General features: G+C 56.3%; 12 protein-coding genes and 6 pseudogenes. 12 read left to right on the top strand and 6 right to left on the bottom strand.

The window, feature by feature from the left end:
• Positions 1–16: 16 nt before the first annotated feature.
• The 5 genes and pseudogenes from hflD to GM30_RS21755 all read left to right on the top strand — a co-directional run bounded on the left by hflD (position 17) and on the right by GM30_RS21755 (position 5,463).
• On the top strand, positions 17–658 hold the full coding sequence (hflD, locus tag GM30_RS21775) for a high frequency lysogenization protein HflD (protein WP_049850290.1): 642 nt from the start codon (positions 17–19) through the stop codon (positions 656–658).
• A gap of 3 nt (positions 659–661) precedes the next feature.
• Positions 662–2,032 carry an adenylosuccinate lyase gene (gene purB, locus GM30_RS21770; RefSeq protein ID WP_049850289.1) on the top strand — a complete coding sequence of 457 codons (1,371 nt, stop codon included), beginning with the start codon at positions 662–664 and terminating at the stop codon, positions 2,030–2,032.
• Positions 2,033–2,159: 127 nt separating this feature from the next.
• Entirely contained in the window at positions 2,160–2,831 is a 672-nt protein-coding gene (gene phoP, locus GM30_RS21765) for a two-component system response regulator PhoP (RefSeq protein WP_049850288.1), read from the top strand.
• Positions 2,831–4,300: a two-component system sensor histidine kinase PhoQ gene (gene phoQ, locus GM30_RS21760; RefSeq protein ID WP_049850287.1), complete on the top strand. Its 1,470-nt coding sequence runs from the start codon at positions 2,831–2,833 to the stop codon at positions 4,298–4,300. The genes phoP and phoQ overlap by 1 nt, the downstream gene beginning before the upstream one ends.
• Before the next feature lie 81 nt (positions 4,301–4,381).
• Positions 4,382–5,463: pseudogene (locus tag GM30_RS21755) on the top strand (ribosomal protein uL16 3-hydroxylase).
• A 34-nt stretch (positions 5,464–5,497) separates the two neighbouring features.
• On the opposite strand, the gene pepT reads toward GM30_RS21755, so the two are convergent.
• Positions 5,498–6,721 carry a peptidase T gene (pepT, locus tag GM30_RS21750; protein WP_049850286.1) on the bottom strand — a complete coding sequence of 408 codons (1,224 nt, stop codon included), beginning with the start codon at positions 6,719–6,721 and terminating at the stop codon, positions 5,498–5,500.
• A 241-nt stretch (positions 6,722–6,962) separates the two neighbouring features.
• On the opposite strand from pepT, the gene potA reads away from it, so the two are divergent.
• Genes potA through potD form a run of 4 tightly spaced genes read left to right on the top strand, consistent with a single transcriptional unit; the run spans position 6,963 to position 10,789 of the window.
• Positions 6,963–8,117, top strand: a complete 1,155-nt coding sequence (gene potA, locus GM30_RS21745; RefSeq protein ID WP_072094215.1) for a spermidine/putrescine ABC transporter ATP-binding protein PotA — start codon at positions 6,963–6,965, stop codon at positions 8,115–8,117.
• The gene (gene potB, locus GM30_RS21740) at positions 8,101–8,958 is read left to right on the top strand and encodes a spermidine/putrescine ABC transporter permease PotB (protein WP_049850284.1); all 858 of its coding nucleotides are present in this window, start codon (positions 8,101–8,103) and stop codon (positions 8,956–8,958) included. Before potA ends, potB begins: the two co-directional genes overlap by 17 nt.
• Positions 8,955–9,746: a spermidine/putrescine ABC transporter permease PotC gene (potC, locus tag GM30_RS21735; protein WP_049850283.1), complete on the top strand. Its 792-nt coding sequence runs from the start codon at positions 8,955–8,957 to the stop codon at positions 9,744–9,746. Before potB ends, potC begins: the two co-directional genes overlap by 4 nt.
• On the top strand, positions 9,743–10,789 hold the full coding sequence (gene potD / locus GM30_RS21730; protein WP_049850282.1) for a spermidine/putrescine ABC transporter substrate-binding protein PotD: 1,047 nt from the start codon (positions 9,743–9,745) through the stop codon (positions 10,787–10,789). The genes potC and potD overlap by 4 nt, the downstream gene beginning before the upstream one ends.
• A 46-nt stretch (positions 10,790–10,835) precedes the next feature.
• Here the strand turns inward: potD and cobB are convergent, their stop codons facing one another.
• The 5 genes and pseudogenes from cobB to GM30_RS21705 form a co-directional block, all read right to left on the bottom strand.
• The gene (gene cobB, locus GM30_RS21725) at positions 10,836–11,657 is read right to left on the bottom strand and encodes a Sir2 family NAD+-dependent deacetylase (protein WP_049850281.1); all 822 of its coding nucleotides are present in this window, start codon (positions 11,655–11,657) and stop codon (positions 10,836–10,838) included.
• A 19-nt stretch (positions 11,658–11,676) separates the two neighbouring features.
• Positions 11,677–12,588 carry an N-acetylglucosamine kinase gene (gene nagK / locus GM30_RS21720; RefSeq protein ID WP_049850280.1) on the bottom strand — a complete coding sequence of 304 codons (912 nt, stop codon included), beginning with the start codon at positions 12,586–12,588 and terminating at the stop codon, positions 11,677–11,679.
• Positions 12,589–12,640: 52 nt separating this feature from the next.
• Positions 12,641–13,774, bottom strand: a pseudogene (gene lolE / locus GM30_RS21715) (lipoprotein-releasing ABC transporter permease subunit LolE); the annotation flags it as partial.
• An 18-nt stretch (positions 13,775–13,792) separates the two neighbouring features.
• Positions 13,793–14,466 (bottom strand): annotated as a pseudogene (lolD, locus tag GM30_RS21710) (lipoprotein-releasing ABC transporter ATP-binding protein LolD).
• Positions 14,459–15,531, bottom strand: a pseudogene (locus GM30_RS21705) (FtsX-like permease family protein). The pseudogenes lolD and GM30_RS21705 overlap by 8 nt, the downstream one beginning before the upstream one ends.
• A gap of 195 nt (positions 15,532–15,726) precedes the next feature.
• Between GM30_RS21705 and GM30_RS21700 the strand changes: the two are divergent.
• The 3 genes and pseudogenes from GM30_RS21700 to ldtC all read left to right on the top strand — a co-directional run bounded on the left by GM30_RS21700 (position 15,727) and on the right by ldtC (position 21,358).
• On the top strand, positions 15,727–16,791 hold the full coding sequence (locus GM30_RS21700; protein WP_049850278.1) for an acyltransferase family protein: 1,065 nt from the start codon (positions 15,727–15,729) through the stop codon (positions 16,789–16,791).
• Positions 16,792–16,876: 85 nt separating this feature from the next.
• A pseudogene (mfd, locus tag GM30_RS21695) lies at positions 16,877–20,279 on the top strand (transcription-repair coupling factor).
• 154 nt (positions 20,280–20,433) lie between these two features.
• Positions 20,434–21,358: pseudogene (gene ldtC / locus GM30_RS21690) on the top strand (L,D-transpeptidase LdtC).
• Positions 21,359–21,403: the final 45 nt, after the last annotated feature.

Here is a 21,403-nt window from a genome sequence, read left to right as displayed (position 1 = left end):
ACAGAAAGGAGCAAGTGTGGCGAAGAATTATTATGACATCACGCTGGCGCTGGCAGGGATCTGCCAGTCAGCCCGACTGGTGCAACAACTGGCACATCAGGGGCATTGTGATAGCGATGCCCTGCACGTTTCGCTGAACAGCATCATTGATATGAACCCCGCGTCAACGCTGGGCGTTTTCGGCGGCAGTGAAGCTAATCTGCGTACCGGGCTCGATACCCTGCTCGGGGTGCTGAATGCCAGCAGCCGCCAGGGCCTCAACGCCGAACTGACCCGCTATACCCTCAGCCTGATGGTGCTTGAGCGTAAGCTTGCCGCCAGTAAAGGGGCGATGGATACGCTGGGTAACCGCATTGCCGGGCTGCAACGCCAGCTTGACCATTTTGACTTACAATCTGAAACGCTGCTCAGCGCAATGGCTGGCATCTATGTCGATGTGATAAGTCCGCTGGGGCCGCGTATTCAGGTCACCGGCTCGCCCGCCGTCCTGCAAAGTCCGCAGGTACAGGCCAAAGTGCGCGCTTCGCTGCTGGCCGGTATTCGCGCCGCGGTGCTGTGGCACCAGGTTGGCGGCGGACGTCTGCAGCTGATGTTTTCCCGTAAACGCCTGACCACCCAGGCGAAACAAATTCTCGCTCATTTAACTCCGGAGTTGTGATTTATGGAATTATCCTCCCTGACCGCTGTTTCCCCTGTCGATGGACGCTACGGCGATAAAGTCAGCGCGCTGCGCGGGATTTTCAGCGAATACGGTTTGCTGAAATTCCGTGTACAGGTTGAAGTACGTTGGCTGCAAAAACTGGCCGCGCACGCAGCGATCAAGGAAGTTCCTGCTTTTGCTGCCGACGCAAACGGTTACCTGGATAAGATCGTCGCTGATTTCAATGAACAGGATGCGGCGCGCATCAAAACCATCGAGCGCACCACCAACCACGACGTCAAAGCCGTTGAATATTTTCTGAAAGAAAAAGTTGCGGAGATCCCGGCGCTGCATGCGGTGTCTGAGTTTATCCACTTCGCCTGCACCTCAGAAGATATCAACAACCTGTCACACGCGTTGATGTTAAAAACCGCCCGTGACGAAGTGATCCTCCCTTACTGGAGCCAGATCATCGACGCGGTGAAATCGCTGGCGGCGCAGTATCGCGATATCCCGCTGCTGTCACGCACCCACGGTCAACCGGCCACGCCGTCCACCATGGGTAAAGAGATGGCCAACGTCGCGTACCGACTGGAGCGCCAGTACCGCCAGCTCAACCAGGTGGAAATCCTTGGCAAAATCAACGGCGCGGTCGGTAACTACAACGCCCACATCGCCGCTTATCCGGAAGTGGACTGGCATGAATTCAGCGAAGAATTTGTTTCCTCGCTGGGCATTCAGTGGAACCCGTACACCACCCAGATCGAGCCGCACGACTACATTGCCGAGCTGTTTGACTGCATCGCGCGTTTCAATACCATTCTGATCGACTTCGACCGCGATGTCTGGGGCTATATCTCGCTGGGCCACTTCAAGCAGAAAACCATTGCCGGGGAAATTGGTTCGTCCACGATGCCGCATAAAGTGAACCCGATCGACTTCGAAAACTCCGAAGGCAACCTCGGTCTGGCCAACGCGGTCATGCAGCATCTGGCGAGCAAGCTGCCGGTATCGCGCTGGCAGCGTGACCTGACCGACTCCACCGTGCTGCGAAATCTCGGCGTGGGTATCGGCTATGCGCTGATCGCTTACCAGTCCACCCTGAAAGGCGTGAGCAAACTGGAAGTAAACCGCGATCATCTGCTCGATGAACTGGACCACAACTGGGAAGTGCTGGCAGAGCCGATCCAGACGGTGATGCGTCGTTACGGTATCGAAAAACCGTACGAAAAACTGAAGGAACTGACCCGCGGCAAACGCGTGGATGCCGAAGGCATGAAACAGTTTATCGACGGCCTGGCCCTGCCGGAAGCCGAGAAAACCCGCCTGAAAGCGATGACCCCGGCTAATTACATCGGCCGTGCGATCCAGATGGTTGACGACCTCAAGTAATCCACACCTCCCCCTTCTGTTCTCCGGGACAGAAGGGCTCTCTCTCCCCGGTTTAATCAATGTTTATCCCCACAGCGACATAATCAGCGTTAAACTAAAGAAATCGCAAATAAAAGGGAGCCAGGCCATGCGCGTACTCGTTGTTGAGGATAACGCCCTGTTACGCCATCACCTCAAGGTACAACTCCAGGAAATGGGGCATCAGGTAGACGCGGCAGAGGATGCCAGAGAAGCGGATTATTATCTTGGCGAACATGTTCCTGATATCGCCATCGTTGACCTCGGGCTGCCGGACGAAGACGGCCTTTCGCTTATTCGCCGCTGGCGCAGTCACGACGTTTCGCTGCCGGTGCTGGTGCTGACCGCACGCGAAGGCTGGCAGGATAAAGTCGAAGTGCTGAGCGCCGGGGCGGACGATTACGTCACCAAACCGTTCCATATCGAAGAAGTGGCCGCGCGGATCCAGGCGCTGATGCGCCGCAACAGCGGGCTGGCCTCGCAGGTGATCTCCATGCCGCCGTTTCAGGTGGACCTGTCGCGCCGCGAGCTGTCGATTAACAACGAGGTCATCAAACTCACCGCCTTCGAATACACCATTATGGAAACGCTGATCCGCAACAGCGGCAAAGTGGTGAGCAAAGATTCGCTGATGCTCCAGCTTTATCCGGATGCGGAGTTGCGCGAAAGCCACACCATTGACGTGCTGATGGGACGTCTGCGAAAAAAAATCCAGGCACAGTATCCGCACGATGTGATCACCACCGTGCGCGGCCAGGGTTATCTGTTCGAACTGCGCTGATGGGCAGACTGTTACGGCATTTTCTGCCGCTCTCCCTGCGCATCCGCTTTCTGCTCGCCACCGCCGCCGTGGTGCTGGTGTTGTCTCTGGCATACGGCATGGTGGCGCTGGTCGGCTACAGCGTCAGCTTCGATAAAACCACGTTCCGCCTGCTGCGCGGTGAAAGTAATCTCTTCTATACGCTGGCTAAATGGGAAAACGGCAACGTCAGCGTTGAAATGCCGGAAAATCTCAGCCTGCAAAGCCCCACCATGGCGCTGATTTACGATAAGCAGGGCAAGCTTTTGTGGACGCAGAGGGACGTGCCGTGGCTGGCCAATCGCATCGATCCGGACTGGCTAAAAACCAATGGTTTTCACGAAATAGAAACGGATATCAACGCCAGCAGCGCGCTGATCCGCAGCGATCACGAAGTCCAGCAGCAGCTCAATGAAATTCGTGAAGATCATGACGACTCAGAAATGACCCACTCGGTGGCGGTCAATATCTACCCTGCCACCGCCCGTATGCCGCAGTTAACGATTGTGGTAGTCGATACCATTCCTATCGAACTCAAACGCTCTTACATGGTCTGGAGCTGGTTTGTGTACGTACTGTCCGCCAATCTGCTGCTGGTGATCCCGCTTCTGTGGCTGGCGGCGTGGTGGAGCTTGCGGCCAATTGAGGCGCTGGCCCGTGAAGTGCGCGAGCTGGAAGAGCATCACCGCGAGGCACTGAACCCGGAAACCACCCGTGAACTGACCAGCCTGGTGCAGAACCTTAACCGCCTGCTGAAAAGCGAGCGCGAGCGTTATGATAAATATCGCACCACGTTGACCGACCTCACCCATAGTCTGAAAACGCCGTTGGCCGTGCTGCAGAGCACGCTGCGCTCGTTACGCAGTGAAAAACTGACGGTCAACGACGCCGAGCCGGTCATGCTGGAGCAGATCAGCCGTATCTCGCAGCAGATTGGCTATTTTCTCCATCGCGCCAGCATGCGTGGCGGCAGCGGCATGCTGAGCCGTGAGCTGCATCCGGTCGCACCGTTGCTCGATAACCTCACTTCTGCCCTCAATAAAGTGTATCAACGCAAAGGGGTAAACATCTCGCTGGATATCTCGCCGGAAACCAGCTTTGTTGGTGAGAAAAATGATTTTATGGAAGTGCTGGGCAACGTGCTGGATAACGCCTGCAAGTATTGCCTTGAGTTTGTTGAAGTTTCGGCGCGCCAGACGGATGACCATCTGCATATCATTGTTGAAGATGATGGTCCCGGTATCCCACGCAGCAAACGTACACTGGTGTTTGACCGCGGTCAGCGGGCAGACACCCTGCGACCCGGTCAGGGCGTTGGTCTCTCGGTGGCACGTGAAATCGCCGAGCAGTACGAAGGCAGCATTGTCGCGGGCGACAGTTTGCTCGGCGGCGCGCGCATGGAAGTGATTTTTGGCCGCCAGCACAGCGGAGGCAAGGAAACCTCCGCCTGACATAAATTTAGCGGCACCTGCATCGTTCTGCAGCAGGTTCCGTTATAATCCGTCTCAGCTACCTGCCTGCGGAATCAAAATATGGACTATCACTTAACACTCAACTGGCCCGACTTTATCGAACGCTACTGGCAAAAACGCCCGGTGGTGTTAAAGCGGGGCATTGCTAATTTTATCGATCCCATCACCCCTGATGAGCTGGCGGGGCTGGCGATGGAAAGCGAAGTCGACAGTCGTCTGGTCAGCCACCTCGACGGCAAATGGCAGGTCAGCCATGGTCCGTTCGAGAGCTATGATCATCTGGGTGAAAGCAACTGGTCGCTGCTGGTTCAGGTGGTTAACAACTGGCATGAGCCGACCGCCGCGCTGATGCGCCCGTTCCGCGCGCTGCCTGACTGGCGCATTGACGATCTGATGATCTCCTTCTCGGTACCCGGCGGCGGCGTTGGCCCGCACCTCGATCAGTACGATGTCTTTATTATTCAGGGCACCGGCCGTCGTCGCTGGCGCGTGGGCGAAAAAGTGCCGATGAAACAGCACTGCCCGCATCCTGACCTGCTGCAGGTCGATCCGTTTGAGGCGATCATTGATGAAGAGATGGAGCCTGGCGACATTCTCTACATCCCACCGGGGTTCCCGCACGAAGGTTACTCACTGGAAAATTCACTGAATTACTCCGTTGGTTTCCGTGCGCCGAGCGGCCGGGAGATGATCAGCGGCTTTGCCGATTACGTTCTGCAACGCGAACTGGGCAGCCTGCGTTATACCGACCCTGACGTTCCAAACCGTGACCACCCGGCGGATATTCTGCCGTCGGAGCTTGATCGCCTGCGTGGCATGATGCTTTCCATGATTAACCAGCCCGAGCACTTTAATCAGTGGTTTGGCGACAGGCCCCGCCGTATCAGCCAGATGAGATCTACGATGCGCTGAAACAAGGCGATAAACTGGTGCGTCTGGGTGGTTTGCGCGTGCTGCGCATTGATGGCGAAGTGTATGTTAATGGTGAGAAGATTGACTCGCCGCACCGTCCGGCGCTGGAAGCGCTGGCCAGCCACATCGTGCTGAACGAAAGCCTGTTTGGCGATGCGCTGGAGGATCCGCCGTTCCTCGCCATGCTCGCCGCGCTGGTCAACAGCGGCTACTGGTTCTTTGAGGATTAAATAAAAACGCCCGGTTAACCGGGCGTTTTTATTATCAATGTTTGATGGTTAATTCGGCGATGCGTACGATGACCTGCACTGCTTTTTCCATCCCTTCCAGCGTCACGAACTCATGTTTACCATGGTAGTTATACCCGCCGGTAAACAGGTTCGGGCACGGTAACCCCATAAAAGAGAGCTGCGCGCCATCGGTGCCGCCACGAATGGGTTTCATCTGCGGTTCGATATCGCAATCCTGCATTGCCTGACGGGCGATCTCCAGAATATGCGGGTGCTCCATGACTTTTTCGCGCATATTGTAATAGCTGTCTTCAATCACCAGTTCGATGTAGCAGTCCGGATGCAGACCTTTACCGACTTTTTTAGCGATCTCCATCATCTTGCGTTTGCGCGCTTCAAACTGCTTGCGGTCAAAGTCGCGGATGATGTAATGCATTTCAGCGCGATCCACCGTGCCTTTAATGCTGGCGAGGTGATAAAAGCCTTCGTAACCTTCTGTGGTTTCAGGCGATTCATCCGTCGGAACTTCCGTATGAATGCGTGTCGCCAGCGACAGGGCGTTGACCATCACCCCTTTCGCGGTGCCGGGGTGGACGTTGTTGCCGACGATTTTGATCGTTACCGACGCGGCATTGAAGTTCTCATACTCCAGCTCACCGACCCCGCCGCCGTCCACGGTATACGCCCACTGTGCGCCAAAGGCGGGCACATCAAAATATTTCGCCCCTTTACCGACCTCTTCGTCGGGGGTAAATGCCACATGAATATCGCCGTGAGGAATATTCTTCCCTTTCAGCACTGCCAGCGCGGTCATGATTTCCGCCACCCCGGCTTTATCGTCGGCGCCCAGCAGCGTTTTGCCATCGGTGGTGATCAGCGTCTGGCCCAGCAACTGATGCAACACCGGGAACATTACCGGCGAAAGCACTTCGTCGCCAATGCCGAGGGCGATATCGCCGCCGCGGTAGTTCTCGACAATCTGCGGATTGACGTTTTTACCGCTGAAATCGGGGGACGTATCGACGTGAGAAATAAACCCGATCGCCGGGAGATCGCCCGCTACGTTGGCAGGCAAAGTCCCCATCACGGTGCCTTTATCGCTCAGGGTGACGTTCACCAGTCCCATCTCTTCCAGCTGTTCTTTGAGCAAACGTAACAGTTTCCACTGTCCTTCCGTGCTCGGCACCTGGCGCACGCCAGGCTTAGACTGCGTATCCAGAGAAACGTACTGTAAAAAACGCTCTAGTAATTTGTCCATGTAGTCACCCTCATTTTTTGTGACAACATTATCAGTAAGCGCGAACACACAAATATTGCGTCAGGTCACTTTTAGACCTGCAAGCGCCATTTTTTTTCATTCCACGATGATTCCACGATGAATTGAAATAAAGGTAGCTTATCAATGTGTAACAAGGATTGGAGATTGCTGTGGTTTGCCGTAGAATGTCCGCCCTCATTAAGAGTCACCAAGGTGGTTAACCACACACCCCGCATCGGCAATTTCCCGTTGCGTAGATAAGGGACAGAGTAAAACATTGAATACACAACCGTGTTCGCTATCACCGCTGGTTGAGCTGGCGGGGATCCGCAAAAGTTTTGATGGGAAAACGGTAATTTCAGATTTGAACCTGACCATCAAAAACGGTGAATTTCTCACCCTGCTGGGGCCTTCTGGCTGCGGTAAAACAACCGTACTGCGCCTGATTGCCGGGCTGGAAAATGTCGATGCTGGCAGGATCCTTCTTGAAAATCACGACATCACCGATCTCCCCGCCGAAGATCGTCACGTCAACACTGTCTTCCAGAGTTACGCCCTGTTCCCGCACATGACGGTGTTTGAAAACGTCGCGTTTGGCCTGCGGATGCAGAAAACCCCGGCGCATGATATCCCGCCGCGCGTGACTGACGCCCTGCGGATGGTGCAGCTCGAAGAATTTGCTCAGCGCAAACCGCACCAGCTCTCTGGTGGTCAACAGCAGCGTGTGGCGATTGCCCGCGCCGTGGTCAACAAACCGCGCCTGCTACTGCTTGATGAATCCCTCTCCGCCCTCGACTACAAACTGCGAAAGCAGATGCAGAACGAACTGAAAGCGCTACAGCGTAAGCTTGGCATCACTTTCGTGTTCGTGACCCACGATCAGGAAGAGGCGCTGACCATGTCTGACCGCATCGTGGTGATGCGTGACGGTAAAATCGAGCAGGACGGCACGCCGCGTGAAATCTACGAAGAGCCAAAAAACCTGTTTGTCGCCAGCTTCATCGGCGAAATTAACCACTTTGACGCCACGGTCATTGAACGTCTCGACGAGCAACGCGTTCGCGCTAACGTCGAAGGCCGCGAGTGCAATATCTACGTTAACTTTGCGGTTGAGAAAGGCCAGAAGCTGAATGTGCTGTTGCGCCCGGAAGATCTGCGCGTCGATGAAATTAACCATGACAACCACATCGAAGGGCTGATCGGTTACGTGCGTGAGCGTAACTATAAGGGGATGACGCTGGAGTCTGTAGTCGAGCTGGAAAGCGGCAAAATGGTGATGGTCAGCGAGTTCTTCAACGAAGACGACCCGGATTTTGACCACTCCCTCGATCAAAAAATGGCGATCAACTGGGTCGAAAGCTGGGAGGTGGTACTGGCTGATGAAGAACACAAGTAAATTCCAGAATGTGGTGATTGTCACTATCGTCGGTTGGCTTGTGTTGTTTGTTTTCCTGCCCAACCTGATGATCATTGGCACCAGCTTTCTGACCCGTGACGACACCAGTTTTGTCAGTCTGGTCTTTACGCTGGACAACTACGCGCGCCTGCTCGACCCGCTCTATTTTGACGTGCTGTTGCACTCGCTGAATATGGCGGTTATCGCCACCCTCGCCTGTCTGGTGCTGGGTTATCCGTTTGCCTGGTTTCTGGTTAAGCTGCCGAAGAAAGTCCGCCCGCTGCTGCTTTTTCTGCTGATTGTTCCCTTCTGGACCAACTCGCTGATCCGCATCTATGGTCTGAAAATTTTTCTCAGCACCAAAGGCTATCTCAACGAATTCCTGCTGTGGCTCGGCGTGATTGATACCCCAATGCGCATCATGTACACCCCCGGCGCGGTAATTATCGGTCTGGTGTATATCCTGCTGCCGTTTATGGTGATGCCGCTCTATTCAAGCATAGAGAAGCTGGATAAACCGGTGCTGGAGGCGGCGCGGGATCTCGGTGCCAGTAAATTCCAGACCTTTATCCGTATTATCCTGCCGCTGACCATGCCGGGCATTATCGCCGGTTGCCTGCTGGTGATGCTCCCGGCGATGGGACTGTTCTACGTCTCTGATCTCATGGGCGGCGCGAAAAACCTGCTGATTGGTAACGTGATTAAGAGCCAGTTCCTGAATATCCGCGACTGGCCGTTCGGCGCCGCCACCAGTATCACGCTGACGGTGGTGATGGGGCTGATGCTGCTGGTGTACTGGCGCGTTTCGCGCATGCTGAATAAAAAGGTGGAACTGGAATGATCGGTCGACTGCTTCGCGGCGGTTTTATGACCGCCATTTACGCTTACCTGTATATTCCGATCATTATCCTGATCGTGAACTCGTTTAACCGCTCGCGGTTCGGGATCAACTGGCAGGGTTTTACCACCGACTGGTACAGCCTGCTGATGAACAATGACAGCCTGCTGCAGGCCGCGCAACACTCGCTGACCATGGCGGTGTTTTCCGCCACCTTCGCGACGCTGATTGGCTCACTCACTGCCGTGGCGTTGTACCGCTACCGTTTTCGTGGCAAACCCTTTGTCAGCGGCATGTTGTTCGTGGTGATGATGTCGCCGGACATCGTGATGGCGATTTCCCTGCTGGTGCTGTTTATGCTGCTGGGCATGCAGTTGGGCTTCTGGTCATTGCTGTTTTCGCATATTACCTTCTGCCTGCCCTTTGTCGTTGTTACCGTCTTTTCTCGTCTGAACGGCTTTGATGTGCGTATGCTGGAGGCGGCGAAAGATCTCGGCGCCAGTGAGATCACTATCCTGCGCAAAATCATTCTACCGCTGGCGATGCCCGCGGTGGCGGCCGGCTGGCTGCTGAGCTTTACCCTGTCGATGGACGATGTGGTCGTTTCATCGTTCGTCACCGGACCGGGCTATGAAATTCTGCCGTTGAAGATCTACTCGATGGTCAAGGTTGGCGTCTCACCCGAAGTGAACGCGCTGGCCACGATTCTGTTGGTTCTGTCGCTGGTTATGGTCATCGCCAGCCAGCTTATTGCTCGTGATAAAACGAAAATTCAGGGGACGTTAAAATGAAAAAATGGTCACGCCACCTGCTCGCAGCGGGCGCTCTCGCACTCGGCATGAGCGCTGCACACGCGGACGACAGCAAAACGCTCTACTTCTACAACTGGACGGAATATGTGCCGCCCGGACTACTGGAGCAATTCACCAAAGAGACTGGCATTAAGGTTATCTATTCGACCTATGAATCGAATGAAACCATGTATGCCAAGCTCAAAACCTATAAAGACGGCGCGTACGATCTGGTGGTGCCTTCCACCTATTTCGTCGACAAGATGCGCAAAGAGGGCATGATTCAGAAGATCGATAAAACGAAGCTGACCAACTTCCATAATCTCGATCCGGAAATGCTCAACAAGCCGTTCGACCCGAGCAATGATTACTCCATCCCGTATATCTGGGGTGCGACCACCCTTGGCGTGAACAGCGACGCGATTGATCCGAAAACCGTGACCCGCTGGGCCGACCTGTGGAAACCGGAATACAAAGGCAGCCTGCTGCTGACCGACGACGCGCGTGAAGTGTTCCAGGTAGCGCTGCGTAAGTTGGGGCTTTCCGGCAACACCACCGATCCGAAGGAGATTGAAGCGGCCTACAACGAGCTGAAAAAGCTGATGCCAAACGTGGCGGCGTTTAACTCCGATAACCCGGCGAACCCGTACATGGAAGGGGAAGTGAATCTGGGGATGGTATGGAACGGTTCCGCGTACGTTGCGCGTCAGGCCGGTACGCCGCTGGAAGTGATCTGGCCGCAGGAAGGCGGGATTTTCTGGATGGACAGCCTCGCTATTCCGGCCAATGCGAAAAACGTCGACGGCGCGCTGAAACTGATTAACTTCCTGCTGCGCCCGGATGTCGCAAAACAGGTGGCGGAAACCATCGGTTACCCGACGCCAAACCTGGCGGCACGCAAGCTGCTGAGCCCGGAAGTGGCGAACGACAAATCGCTCTATCCGGATGCGGAAACCATTAAGAAGGGTGAATGGCAGAACGACGTCGGCGACGCCAGCCGTATTTATGAAGAGTATTACCAGAAGCTGAAAGCGGGCCGGTAATTCGTTATTGACTCACCCTCACCAGCCGGAGAGGGTGAGTCAAATATCACAATCCTTTCAATAACTTTTCAACAAACTCCGGCACCACTTCACTCGCCAGCCCGTAATGTTTCTCTTCAAACTCGCTGCCGACCTGGCTCGGTTCGAGATTCAGTTCAACGGTATGAGCACCATGCAGTTTCGCTTCATGGACAAAACCGGCAGCCGGATAAACGTGACCAGACGTGCCAATCGCGATAAACACGTCCGCGGTCGCCAGCGCGCTGTAAATATCATCCATGCCGAGTGGCATTTCGCCGAACCACACCACGTGCGGGCGTAACAGCGCCGGAAACTGACAGCAGTGGCATTTATCGTCTGCCGTTACGTCGCCGGTCCACTCCAGCACCTGGCCGCTCCAGGAACAGCGCACTTTCAGCAGTTCGCCATGCATGTGGATCACCCGCTGGGTCCCTGCCCGCTCATGCAGGTTATCGATGTTCTGCGTCACCAGCGTAAAGCGATCGCCAAGCGCCTCTTCCAGCCGCGCTAAGGCCTTGTGCGCCGCGTTAGGCGCGATTTCCGGCTGCTGCAACTGCCGACGGCGGGCGTTGTAAAACGCCTGCACCAGCGCCGGATCGCGGGCGAAGCCTTCCGGCGTCGCCACGTCTTCCACACGATGCTCTTCCCATAACCCGTCCGCGGCGCGGAACGTACGAATACCGGATTCGGCGGAAATCCCCGCCCCGGTCAGCACCACAACTCGCGGTTTTTCCATCGCTTCCGGCATCACTTTGTCCCTGAAGAAAATCCGCTGGCGCAGACGTTCGCGCAGCCGACGTTTGTTACGGCGAAAACGACTCAGTCGATGTAAGCGACGCGTCAGCATAACAACACAACCCCTGTCATTAGTCAGTAAGGTGGAGGAAGGCAGCGCCGCGCATTCCTCCTGCATCCCCGTGGCGCGCCTGTTCAATGCGCGGGACACGGGCGACGGGCAACAGATGACGCGGCAAACGCGCCGCGAGGCCCTCTGTGATGGCACTAAAATTCGACAATCCACCGCCAAGCACCAGCAGATCCGGATCGACTATAGTCAGAATATTGCCAAGACAAACGGCAAGCAAATCCAGATAGCGTTCGACGTGTTCCCGCGCACGCGTGTCGCCCTGCTGCCAGAGAGCAACAATCTCCGGTGACGAGAGCGACTGCTGGTAAAAATGTTCATACAGCCAGGCAAAACCCCGGCCAGAAAGATAGTTTTCGATGCACCCCAGTTGACCACAGCCACAGCGCGTCAGCGGAAAATCACGGCCAACCACCTCAAGGGCATCGACCGGCAGGCGAATATGACCAAACTCGCCAGTAATGTAGTTGTGACCGGTAATGGATTTGCCATTCAGCACCATACCGCCGCCCACGCCAGTGCCGAGGATCAGCCCCATCACCAGCGGATATTGCGTGAATTCATCGTCCCAGGCTTCGGAGAGCGCGAAACAGTTGGCGTCGTTGTCGAGGCGAACATCGCGCCCCAGACGCGCGCTGAGATCTGCGCGCAGCGGTCGACCGCTGGCGGCTGGAACGTTGGCGGCATACAGTGTGCCATCGGCGGTTTCCGGCATGCCGGGAATACCAATACCGACAGAGCCTTTGCCACCAAAACGGGCATCGGCTTGCGCCACCAGCGAGGTGATGGCGGCTAAAAATTCGTCGTAGCTGTCGCGCGGTGTGGACACGCGGGTTTCCCACTGCAGGCGCCGGTTGTTATCAAAGACGCCGAGCGCAATTTTGGTGCCGCCAATATCAAATCCATAATACATAACGCATTCCTCTTTCTGATTTGGCGGCAAACACCGTCAAACCCTGACGTAATTACTGACCACTTAACACCCTCGCTGGATCAATACGGCTGGCGCGGCGGGCGGGATACCAGCTTGCCAGCAAACTCAGCAACAGGGCAGTGACCAGCACATAAAAGACGTCCAGCCAGTGCAATTCAGACGGCAGGAAGTCGATAAAATAAATATCACCAGACAGGAACTGATGGCCGGTCAGCGATTCAATGCCTTTGATAATCGGCGTCAGCTGGAAGGCGCAAATCACGCCGATCGCCACGCCAATCAGGCTACCCAGCAGTCCGGCGAGCAGCCCGTACCAGACAAAGATTGCGCGGATCAGGCCGTCTTTCGCCCCGAGTGTGCGCAGCACAGCGATGTCGCCACTCTTGTCTTTCACCGCCATTACCAGCGTCGAGACGATATTAAAACAGGCGACGCCAATCACCAGCACCATCGCCAGATACATTATGGCGCGGATCATCTGGATATCGCGATACATATAGCCGTAGGTGCCAATCCAGCTCTTGATATAAACGTAGCTGTTGGTCACTTCGCCCGCGTCGCGCACCAGCTTATTGGCGTTGAACACGTCGTTCACTTTAATGGCGATACCGGTGACGCTACTGCCCATATCGAGATATTGCTGCGCATCCTGCAAGGGGACCATCGCAAAACTGTGATCCAGTTGACCGCTCAGTTGCAGGATCCCGGTGACGTGAAGACGCACGCGTTTTGGCTGCAGCAGTTTATGGTCGTCGTCGGAATTGGGGATCATGATTGACACCCAGTCGCCCTGCTTCACGTGCAGCGCATCGGCAATGCCTTTGCCGAGAATGATCTGCTGATCGCCCGCCTTAAAGCCCGCCCAGGCGTTGTTCTGCACAAAATTCGGCAGTGCGCTGAGGCGGCTCTCCTGCGCCGGTTCAACCCCTTTCACCTGGATTGCTCGCAGGTTGCTGCCGCTCTCAATCAGCCCGGTAAAATTGATGTAGGGTGCGGCGGCGGCAATGCCGTTGACTTTTTCCACGTTGCTGAGCGCGCGGCTCCAGTCGTTCCACGGCTGGTTGACGGGCTCGATTTCGCCGTGCGGCACCACCGCCAGAATGCGGTTATTCAGTTCGCGCTCAAAGCCGTTCATGGCACTCAGGCCGACGATCAGGACCGCGACGCNAAAAGGAAAAAGCCATTAATCCGCTCCCATCAGGGTCGTTTCTTCCGTCAGATGACCGTCACGCATCTCCAGCTGACGGCTCATCCGCTTCGCCAGTTGCAGATCGTGCGTCACCACCAGAAATGCCGTTCCCTGCGAGGCGTTCAGCTCACCCAGCAGCTGGAAAATGCTGTCGGTTCGTCCGCCAGCACCAGGCGCGGGTTATTCACCAGTGCGCGGGCAATCGCCACACGCTGGCGCTCACCACCGGAAAGCTCAGAAGGACGGTGATTCGCACGATGCCCCAGCCCTACCGCATCAAGCATCGCCAGCGCCCGCCGCTGAATTTCTGTTGGCTTTTTCTTGCCAATCAGCAACGGCATGGCGACGTTTTCCTGAGCGGTGAAATCCGGCAGCAGATGGTGGAACTGATAGATAAAGCCCAGATCGCGGTTGCGCAGCTCCGCTTTAGCGGCAGAAGAGAGCGTGCTCAGCGGCTGACCGCTGAAAATCACATCGCCGGAAGTCGGCGTATCCAGCCCGCCCAGCAGGTGCAGCAGCGTACTCTTGCCGGAGCCAGAGCTGCCAACAATCGCCATCATCTCCCCTTCCTTCACGCTGAAGCTGACGTTGTGCAGCACGTCGGTCTGCACCGTGCCTTCCTGATAGCGTTTGCACAGGTTGTCGCATTGCAACAGGATCTTATTCATAACGTAATGCCTCAGCGGGTTGAGTGGCGGCAGCGCGCCAGGAAGGATAAAGCGTAGAAAGTAAAGCAATCGCCATCGCCACCAGTGCGATCAGCACCACCTGCAGCGGCTCGATGGCTACCGGCAGCGCCGCGCCGTCGAGGAACGCGCCGATAACCGGCATCAGGTTATTGAGCTGACTGGCCAGCAGCACGCCGAGCACGGCACCGAGCAGCGCGCCGATGATCCCGGCGCTGGCACCCTGTACCATAAACACCGCCATGATCTGGCGCGGCGTGAGTCCCTGGGTTTGCAGAATCGCGACCTCGCCCTGTTTCTCCATCACCATCAGCCCCAGCGAGGTGATGATGTTAAATGCCGCGANNTATCGACCTGCAACGGCTGATCCAGCCACAGACGCCAGCCGGTGATATTGCCGGCCGGGTAGCGCAGCAGACGCGAGGCATCCTGAATGTTCATCAGCATCTGATAGCCGTCCACTTCGCTGTTCGCCGCGAAGGTACCGATGATGGTGAACAGACGCTGGCTCGGCAGGCGCCCCATCGGGGTGAACTGGCTGGCGGAGGGCACCATCACGCGGATTTGCTCGCCGCGCTTCACGCCCAGTTGACCGGCAAGCTGCTCGCCGAGAATGACGTTGTATTTGCCCGGTTCGAGATCGGTTTGTTTGACATTCACCAGATACGGCGTCAGCGGATCGTTTTGCGCAGGATCGATGCCCAGCATCACGCCCACCGCGACGCTACGCGCGCTTTGCAGTACCACATCACCGGTGGATAGCGGCGCGATACGGTTCACGCCCTGTAATTTGAGGGAGTCTGGCAGCAGCGTTTGCGGGTTAATGGAGCCCTGTTTCGCGCCAAGAATAGCCTGCGGCATCAGCCCCAGAATGTTGTTTTGCAACTCGCGTTCAAAGCCGTTCATCACCGACAGCACGGTCACCAGCGCCATTACGCCAAGCGTAATGCCGATCGTCGACAGCCAGGAGACGAAGCGACCGAAGCGGTCCGCTGCACGCCCGCGCATATAGCGAAGGCCGATAAATAGTGCGACAGGTTGGTACATGTAATCCGTCTGGTTACTGATAGCAGATGCACGAGTATATAAGCGAAAGCGCGGAGCGTAAATCTGAGAAGTCAGATCCGACAAGCCTGATCCTAATCCGAAAATGAACCAAATACAGACTGTTACTCATTACTCACTGCGCTGGGCCGGGCACGATCGTCAGTTCGTTAATGGCTAAGAAAGGCATTGAGCGCAATGAAACAAAAAGCGTTATGGATCAATCAAATCAAGGGATTATGCATCTGTCTGGTGGTGGTGTATCACTCGGTGATCACCTTTTATCCCCACCTGAGCGGCTTCCAGCATCCCTGGTCAGAAACGCTGGCGAAATGTTGGGTTTATTTTAATTTATATCTGGCACCGTTCCGAATGCCGGTATTCTTCTTTATTTCGGGTTTTCTGATCCGTCGTTATATCGATGATGTCAGTTGGCGCGGCGGGTTTAAGAAGCGTATCTGGTCGATTTTCTATGTGCTGATGCTGTGGGGCATTCTGCAATGGCTGGCGCTGAGCGAAATCAACCTCTGGCTGGCGCCGGAACGCGATCTGAGCGGGGCCAGTAATGCGGCCTACGCCGGTAATACCAGCGAGTTTCTGCACGGCATGCTGACCGCCAGCACCAGTTTGTGGTACCTCTACGCGCTGGTGGTCTATTTCATCTTCTGCAAGCTGACCCACCGTATCAAAGCGCCGGTGCTGGTGGCGCTGGCGCTACTCAGCATCGCCATCAATTTCCTGCCCACGCCGTGGTGGGGCATGAACAGCGTGCTGCGTAACGTGATTTACTATGCGCTGGGCGCCTGGTACGGCGCGACGTTGATGGAATGGATGCAGCGCTTCGACCTGCGTCGTTACTGGCTGCCGCTGGGGCTGGCGGCGGTTTTCGCGGTGGTGACCTGGTTCGCGCGCACGCCGCTGTTCCTGTCGCTGCTGTCGATTTTCATCATTATGAAACTGTTCTACGCTGTCGGGCGCCGCATCGAACCTCAGGAAGACGGGTTGCTGAATGTGATGGGGTCAAACACCATCGCCATCTACACCACGCACCGCATTCTGGTGGAGATATTCAGCCTTGAGGCGCTGCATTATCTGACCGTGTCGAACGACTCCGCCGCGCTGGAACTGGGGCTGATCCTGGTCTATCCGTTGCTGGCACTGGGACTGTGTGTGCTGACCGGGCTTGCCGCGCGCCGCATCTCCCGCGCTGTACCTGGCGATGTGCTTTTCACAGCCCCCACACGAACGTTTGCTAATGTGTGACGATCGGGGATAATAATCAGCATTGAATTTCAGCGATTTGCCCCCATACTTCGGGGCAAGTCCTTAAGAGATATTGATGTCATTTATGCCTGAAAAACAACGATACGCCCTGCCCGCGAAAGCAGGCGAGCAGCGTCTGCTGGGCGAGCTTACCGGCGCCGCCTGTGCGACAGAAGTTGCCGAAATCATTGAACGTCATCGCGGTCCCGTGGTGTTGATTGCGCCGGATATGCAGAACGCGCTGCGGTTGCAGGATGAAGTCAGGCAGTTTACCGATCAACTGGTGATGAACCTTGCAGACTGGGAAACGCTCCCCTACGACAGCTTTTCCCCGCATCAGGAAATCATCTCTTCCCGTCTCTCCACGTTATATCAACTGCCGACCATGCAACGCGGCGTGCTTATCGTCGCCCTGAGTACGCTGATGCAGCGCGTGTGCCCGCACAATTTTCTTCACGGCCATGCGCTGGTGATGAAAAAAGGGCAGCGGCTTTCCCGCGATGCCTTGCGTGCGCAGCTTGACAGCGCCGGTTACCGGCATGTCGATCAGGTGATGGAGCACGGCGAATACGCCACCCGTGGCGCGCTGCTGGATCTCTACCCGATGGGCAGCGAGCAGCCGTATCGTCTTGATTTTTTTGATGATGAAATCGACAGCCTGCGCCTGTTCGACGTGGACTCGCAGCGTACGCTGGAAGAGGTTGAGGCAATTAACTTACTGCCTGCGCATGAATTTCCGACGGACAAAGCGGCTATTGAACTGTTCCGCAGCCAGTGGCGCGACAAATTCGACGTCAAACGCGACGCCGAACATATNCTGGCAGCCGCTGTTTTTTAGCGAGCCATTGCCGACGTTGTTCAGTTATTTCCCGGCGAATACGCTGCTGGTCAACACCGGCGATCTCGAATCCAGCGCTGACCGTTTTCAGAAAGAGGCGCAGGCGCGTTTTGAAAACCGCGGCGTCGACCCGATGCGTCCGTTGCTGCCGCCCGAGCAAATCTGGCTGCGCACCGATGCCCTGTTCAGCGAGCTGAAAAACTGGCCGCGCGTGCAGTTGAGAAAAGAGCATCTGGCGGAGAAAGCCGCGCATCAGAATCTGGGCTACCAGACGCTACCGGATCTCGCCGTTCAGGCGCAGCAGAAGTCGCCGCTGGATAACCTGCGTAAATTCCTTGAAGCCTTCACTGGCCCGGTGATTTTCTCCGTGGAAAGTGAGGGTCGCCGTGAAGCGCTGGGCGAACTGCTGGCGCGCATTAAGCTGGCGCCCAAACGCCTTCTTCGTCTTGAAGAAGCCACCGCCAACGGGCGTTACCTGATGCTCGGCGCGGCGGAACATGGTTACATCGATACCCTGCGCAACCGGGCGCTGATCTGCGAAAGCGACCTGCTCGGCGAGCGCGTGGCGCAGCGTCGTCAGGACAGCCGCCGGACCATCAACCCGGATACCCTTATTCGCAACCTGGCGGAGCTGCATCCGGGTCAACCGGTGGTCCATCTGGAACACGGCGTCGGGCGCTACGCCGGGCTCACCACGCTCGAAGCGGGTGGTATCAAGGGCGAATACCTGATGCTGACCTACGCGGGCGATGCAAAACTGTACGTCCCGGTGTCATCGCTGCATTTGATCAGCCGTTATGCAGGCGGTGCGGAAGATAACGCGCCGCTGCACAAACTGGGTGGCGATGCCTGGGCGCGTGCGCGGCAAAAAGCGGCAGAGAAAGTACGCGACGTCGCCGCCGAGTTGCTGGATATCTACGCCCAGCGCGCCGCGAAATCCGGTTTTGCCTTCAAACACGACCGCGAGCAGTATCAGCTGTTTTGCGACAGTTTCCCCTTCGAAACCACGCCAGATCAGGCGCAGGCGATTAACGCGGTGCTCAGCGACATGTGCCAGCCGCTGGCGATGGATCGTCTGGTATGCGGCGACGTGGGTTTTGGTAAAACCGAAGTGGCGATGCGCGCTGCCTTTCTGGCCGTTGAAAACAACAAACAGGTCTCCGTGCTGGTGCCGACCACCCTGCTCGCTCAGCAGCACTTCGACAACTTCCGCGACCGTTTTGCCAACTGGCCGGTACGCATCGAAATGCTCTCCCGTTTCCGCAGCGCCAAAGAGCAGGCACAGATTCTGGAGCAGGCCGCCGAGGGCAAAATCGATATTCTGATTGGTACCCACAAGCTGTTGCAGAGCGATGTGAAATGGAAAGATCTCGGTTTGTTGATCGTCGATGAAGAACACCGCTTCGGGGTGCGACATAAAGAGCGTATCAAGGCGATGCGCGCGGATGTCGACATCCTGACGCTGACCGCAACGCCAATTCCGCGCACGCTGAATATGGCGATGAGCGGAATGCGCGATCTGTCGATAATCGCCACCCCACCGGCACGCCGTCTGGCGGTGAAAACCTTTGTGCGCGAGTACGACAACCTGGTGGTGCGCGAAGCGATTCTGCGTGAAGTGTTACGTGGCGGCCAGGTGTATTACCTGTACAACGACGTGGAAAACATCCAGAAAGCGGCGGACCGACTGGCGGAACTGGTGCCGGAAGCGCGCATCGCTATTGGTCACGGGCAGATGCGAGAGCGCGAGCTTGAGCGGGTGATGAACGATTTCCACCACCAGCGTTTTAACGTGCTGGTCTGCACCACCATCATCGAAACCGGGATCGACATCCCGACGGCGAACACCATTGTCATCGAACGTGCGGACCACTTCGGGCTGGCGCAGTTGCACCAGTTACGCGGTCGCGTCGGGCGTTCACACCATCAGGCGTACGCCTGGCTGCTGACGCCGCATCCGAAAGCGATGACCACCGATGCGCAAAAACGTCTCGAAGCGATTGCCTCACTGGAAGATCTGGGCGCGGGCTTTGCGCTGGCAACCCACGATCTGGAGATCCGTGGCGCCGGGGAACTGCTTGGCGAAGATCAGAGCGGGCAGATGGAAACCATCGGCTTCTCGTTGTATATGGAACTGCTGGAAAACGCGGTTGATGCGCTGAAAGCGGGTCGCGAGCCCTCGCTGGAAGATCTCACCAGTCAGCAAACGGAAGTGGAGTTACGGATGCCGTCGCTGCTGCCGGACGATTTCATTCCGGACGTGAATACCCGTCTCTCCTTCTACAAACGCATTGCCAGCGCGAAAAATGAAAGCGCGCTGGAAGAGCTGAAAGTGGAGCTGATTGACCGCTTTGGTCTGCTGCCAGACCCGGCGCGTAATCTGCTGGATATCGCCCGTTTACGCCAGCAGGCGCAAAAACTGGGCATTCGTAAGCTGGAAGGCAATGACAAAGGCGGTGTGATTGAGTTTAACGAGAAAAATCACGTTAATCCGGCGTGGCTGATTGGCCTGTTGCAAAAACAGCCGCAGCATTTTCGCCTCGACGGCCCGACGCGCCTCAAGTTTATGCAGGATCTCAGCGAGCGTAAAACCCGTATGGACTGGATGCGCCAGTTTATGCAGCAGCTTGAAGAGAACGCGGTCGCCTGACCGGTGGTGTCGCCGGGTGGCGCTGACTGCCCGGTACGCAAGACGTTAATTTACAAACTCTTTGCAATCCATCGAAACATTTTCTCATCATCTGAATCCATAATAGAGGTTTCGCTGTTCCGCAGCTGACAATCACCAGGATGGATGTTCAGTGATGATTAAACATGTCGCGTTTTTCCGCTGGCTGCCGCTGTTGATGGCAGCCTCGTTGTTATCTCTCGCCCTTCCCGCTCATGCCAACACCTGGCCGTTGCCGCCTGAAGGCAGCCGCGTGGTGGGTGAAAACCGCTTCCACGTTGTCGAAGATAACGGCGGCTCGCTGGAAGCGATTGCCAAAAAATACAATGTCGGTTTTCTCGCACTGTTGCAGGCCAACCCGGGGGTGGATCCTTACGTGCCCCGCGCCGGCAGCGTGCTGACGATCCCGTTGCAGACTCTGCTACCGGATGCGCCTCGGGTGGGCATCGTTATCAACCTGGCGGAATTGCGCCTTTATTATTATCCACCGGGTAAAAACGTGGTGACTGTCTATCCGATTGGCATTGGTCAGCTTGGAGGAGACACGTTGACGCCGACTATGGTCACAACGGTGTCAGACAAGCGTGCAAACCCGACGTGGACGCCTACCGCGAATATTCGCGCACGTTATAAAGCACAGGGGATTAATTTGCCTGCGGTGGNNTCTTGCCGCCTACGGCGGTGTGTATCTCTTGCACGGCACCAACGCCGATTTCGGCATCGGCATGCGGGTTAGTTCAGGCTGTATTCGCCTGCGCGACGGCGACATCGAAACGTTGTTCAGGGTGATCCAGCCGGGTACGAAGGTGAATATCATCAATACGCCGATCAAAACCTCAGTAGAGCCTGGCGGTATGCGTCTGGTTGAAGTACACCAGCCGCTGTCGAAGCATATTGATGACGATCCGCAGACGCTGCCGATTGTCCTCAATGCCGCGATGCAGACATTTAAGGATGCGCCGCAGACAGACGCTGAAATCATGACGCAGGTAATGGAAGTGCGTTCAGGAATGCCGGTAGATGTGAGCCGTCACACTGACACTGCCCCACAAACCCTGTAACTTATCTCGCGGCAAGAAAAAAGCCCTGCTTCTTCTGAAGCAGGG

Source organism: Trabulsiella odontotermitis, from assembly GCF_001188485.1.
GTDB classification, from domain to species: domain Bacteria; phylum Pseudomonadota; class Gammaproteobacteria; order Enterobacterales; family Enterobacteriaceae; genus Trabulsiella; species Trabulsiella odontotermitis_A.
Note: the sequence above shows the minus strand (reverse complement) of the source record. Positions and strands in the feature narration are given on the sequence as shown.

What these genes read in the sequence shown, in the direction of transcription:
- purB (WP_049850289.1), top strand. Translation starts at nt 662, where the DNA reads ATGGAATTATCCTCCCTGACCGCTGTTTCCCCTGTCGATGGACGCTAC.
- phoP (WP_049850288.1), top strand. Translation starts at nt 2,160, where the DNA reads ATGCGCGTACTCGTTGTTGAGGATAACGCCCTGTTACGCCATCACCTC.
- phoQ (WP_049850287.1), top strand. Translation starts at nt 2,831, where the DNA reads ATGGGCAGACTGTTACGGCATTTTCTGCCGCTCTCCCTGCGCATCCGC.
- pepT (WP_049850286.1), bottom strand. Translation starts at nt 6,721, where the DNA reads ATGGACAAATTACTAGAGCGTTTTTTACAGTACGTTTCTCTGGATACG.
- potB (WP_049850284.1), top strand. Translation starts at nt 8,101, where the DNA reads ATGAAGAACACAAGTAAATTCCAGAATGTGGTGATTGTCACTATCGTC.
- potC (WP_049850283.1), top strand. Translation starts at nt 8,955, where the DNA reads ATGATCGGTCGACTGCTTCGCGGCGGTTTTATGACCGCCATTTACGCT.
- potD (WP_049850282.1), top strand. Translation starts at nt 9,743, where the DNA reads ATGAAAAAATGGTCACGCCACCTGCTCGCAGCGGGCGCTCTCGCACTC.
- cobB (WP_049850281.1), bottom strand. Translation starts at nt 11,657, where the DNA reads ATGCTGACGCGTCGCTTACATCGACTGAGTCGTTTTCGCCGTAACAAA.
- nagK (WP_049850280.1), bottom strand. Translation starts at nt 12,588, where the DNA reads ATGTATTATGGATTTGATATTGGCGGCACCAAAATTGCGCTCGGCGTC.
- GM30_RS21700 (WP_049850278.1), top strand. Translation starts at nt 15,727, where the DNA reads ATGAAACAAAAAGCGTTATGGATCAATCAAATCAAGGGATTATGCATC.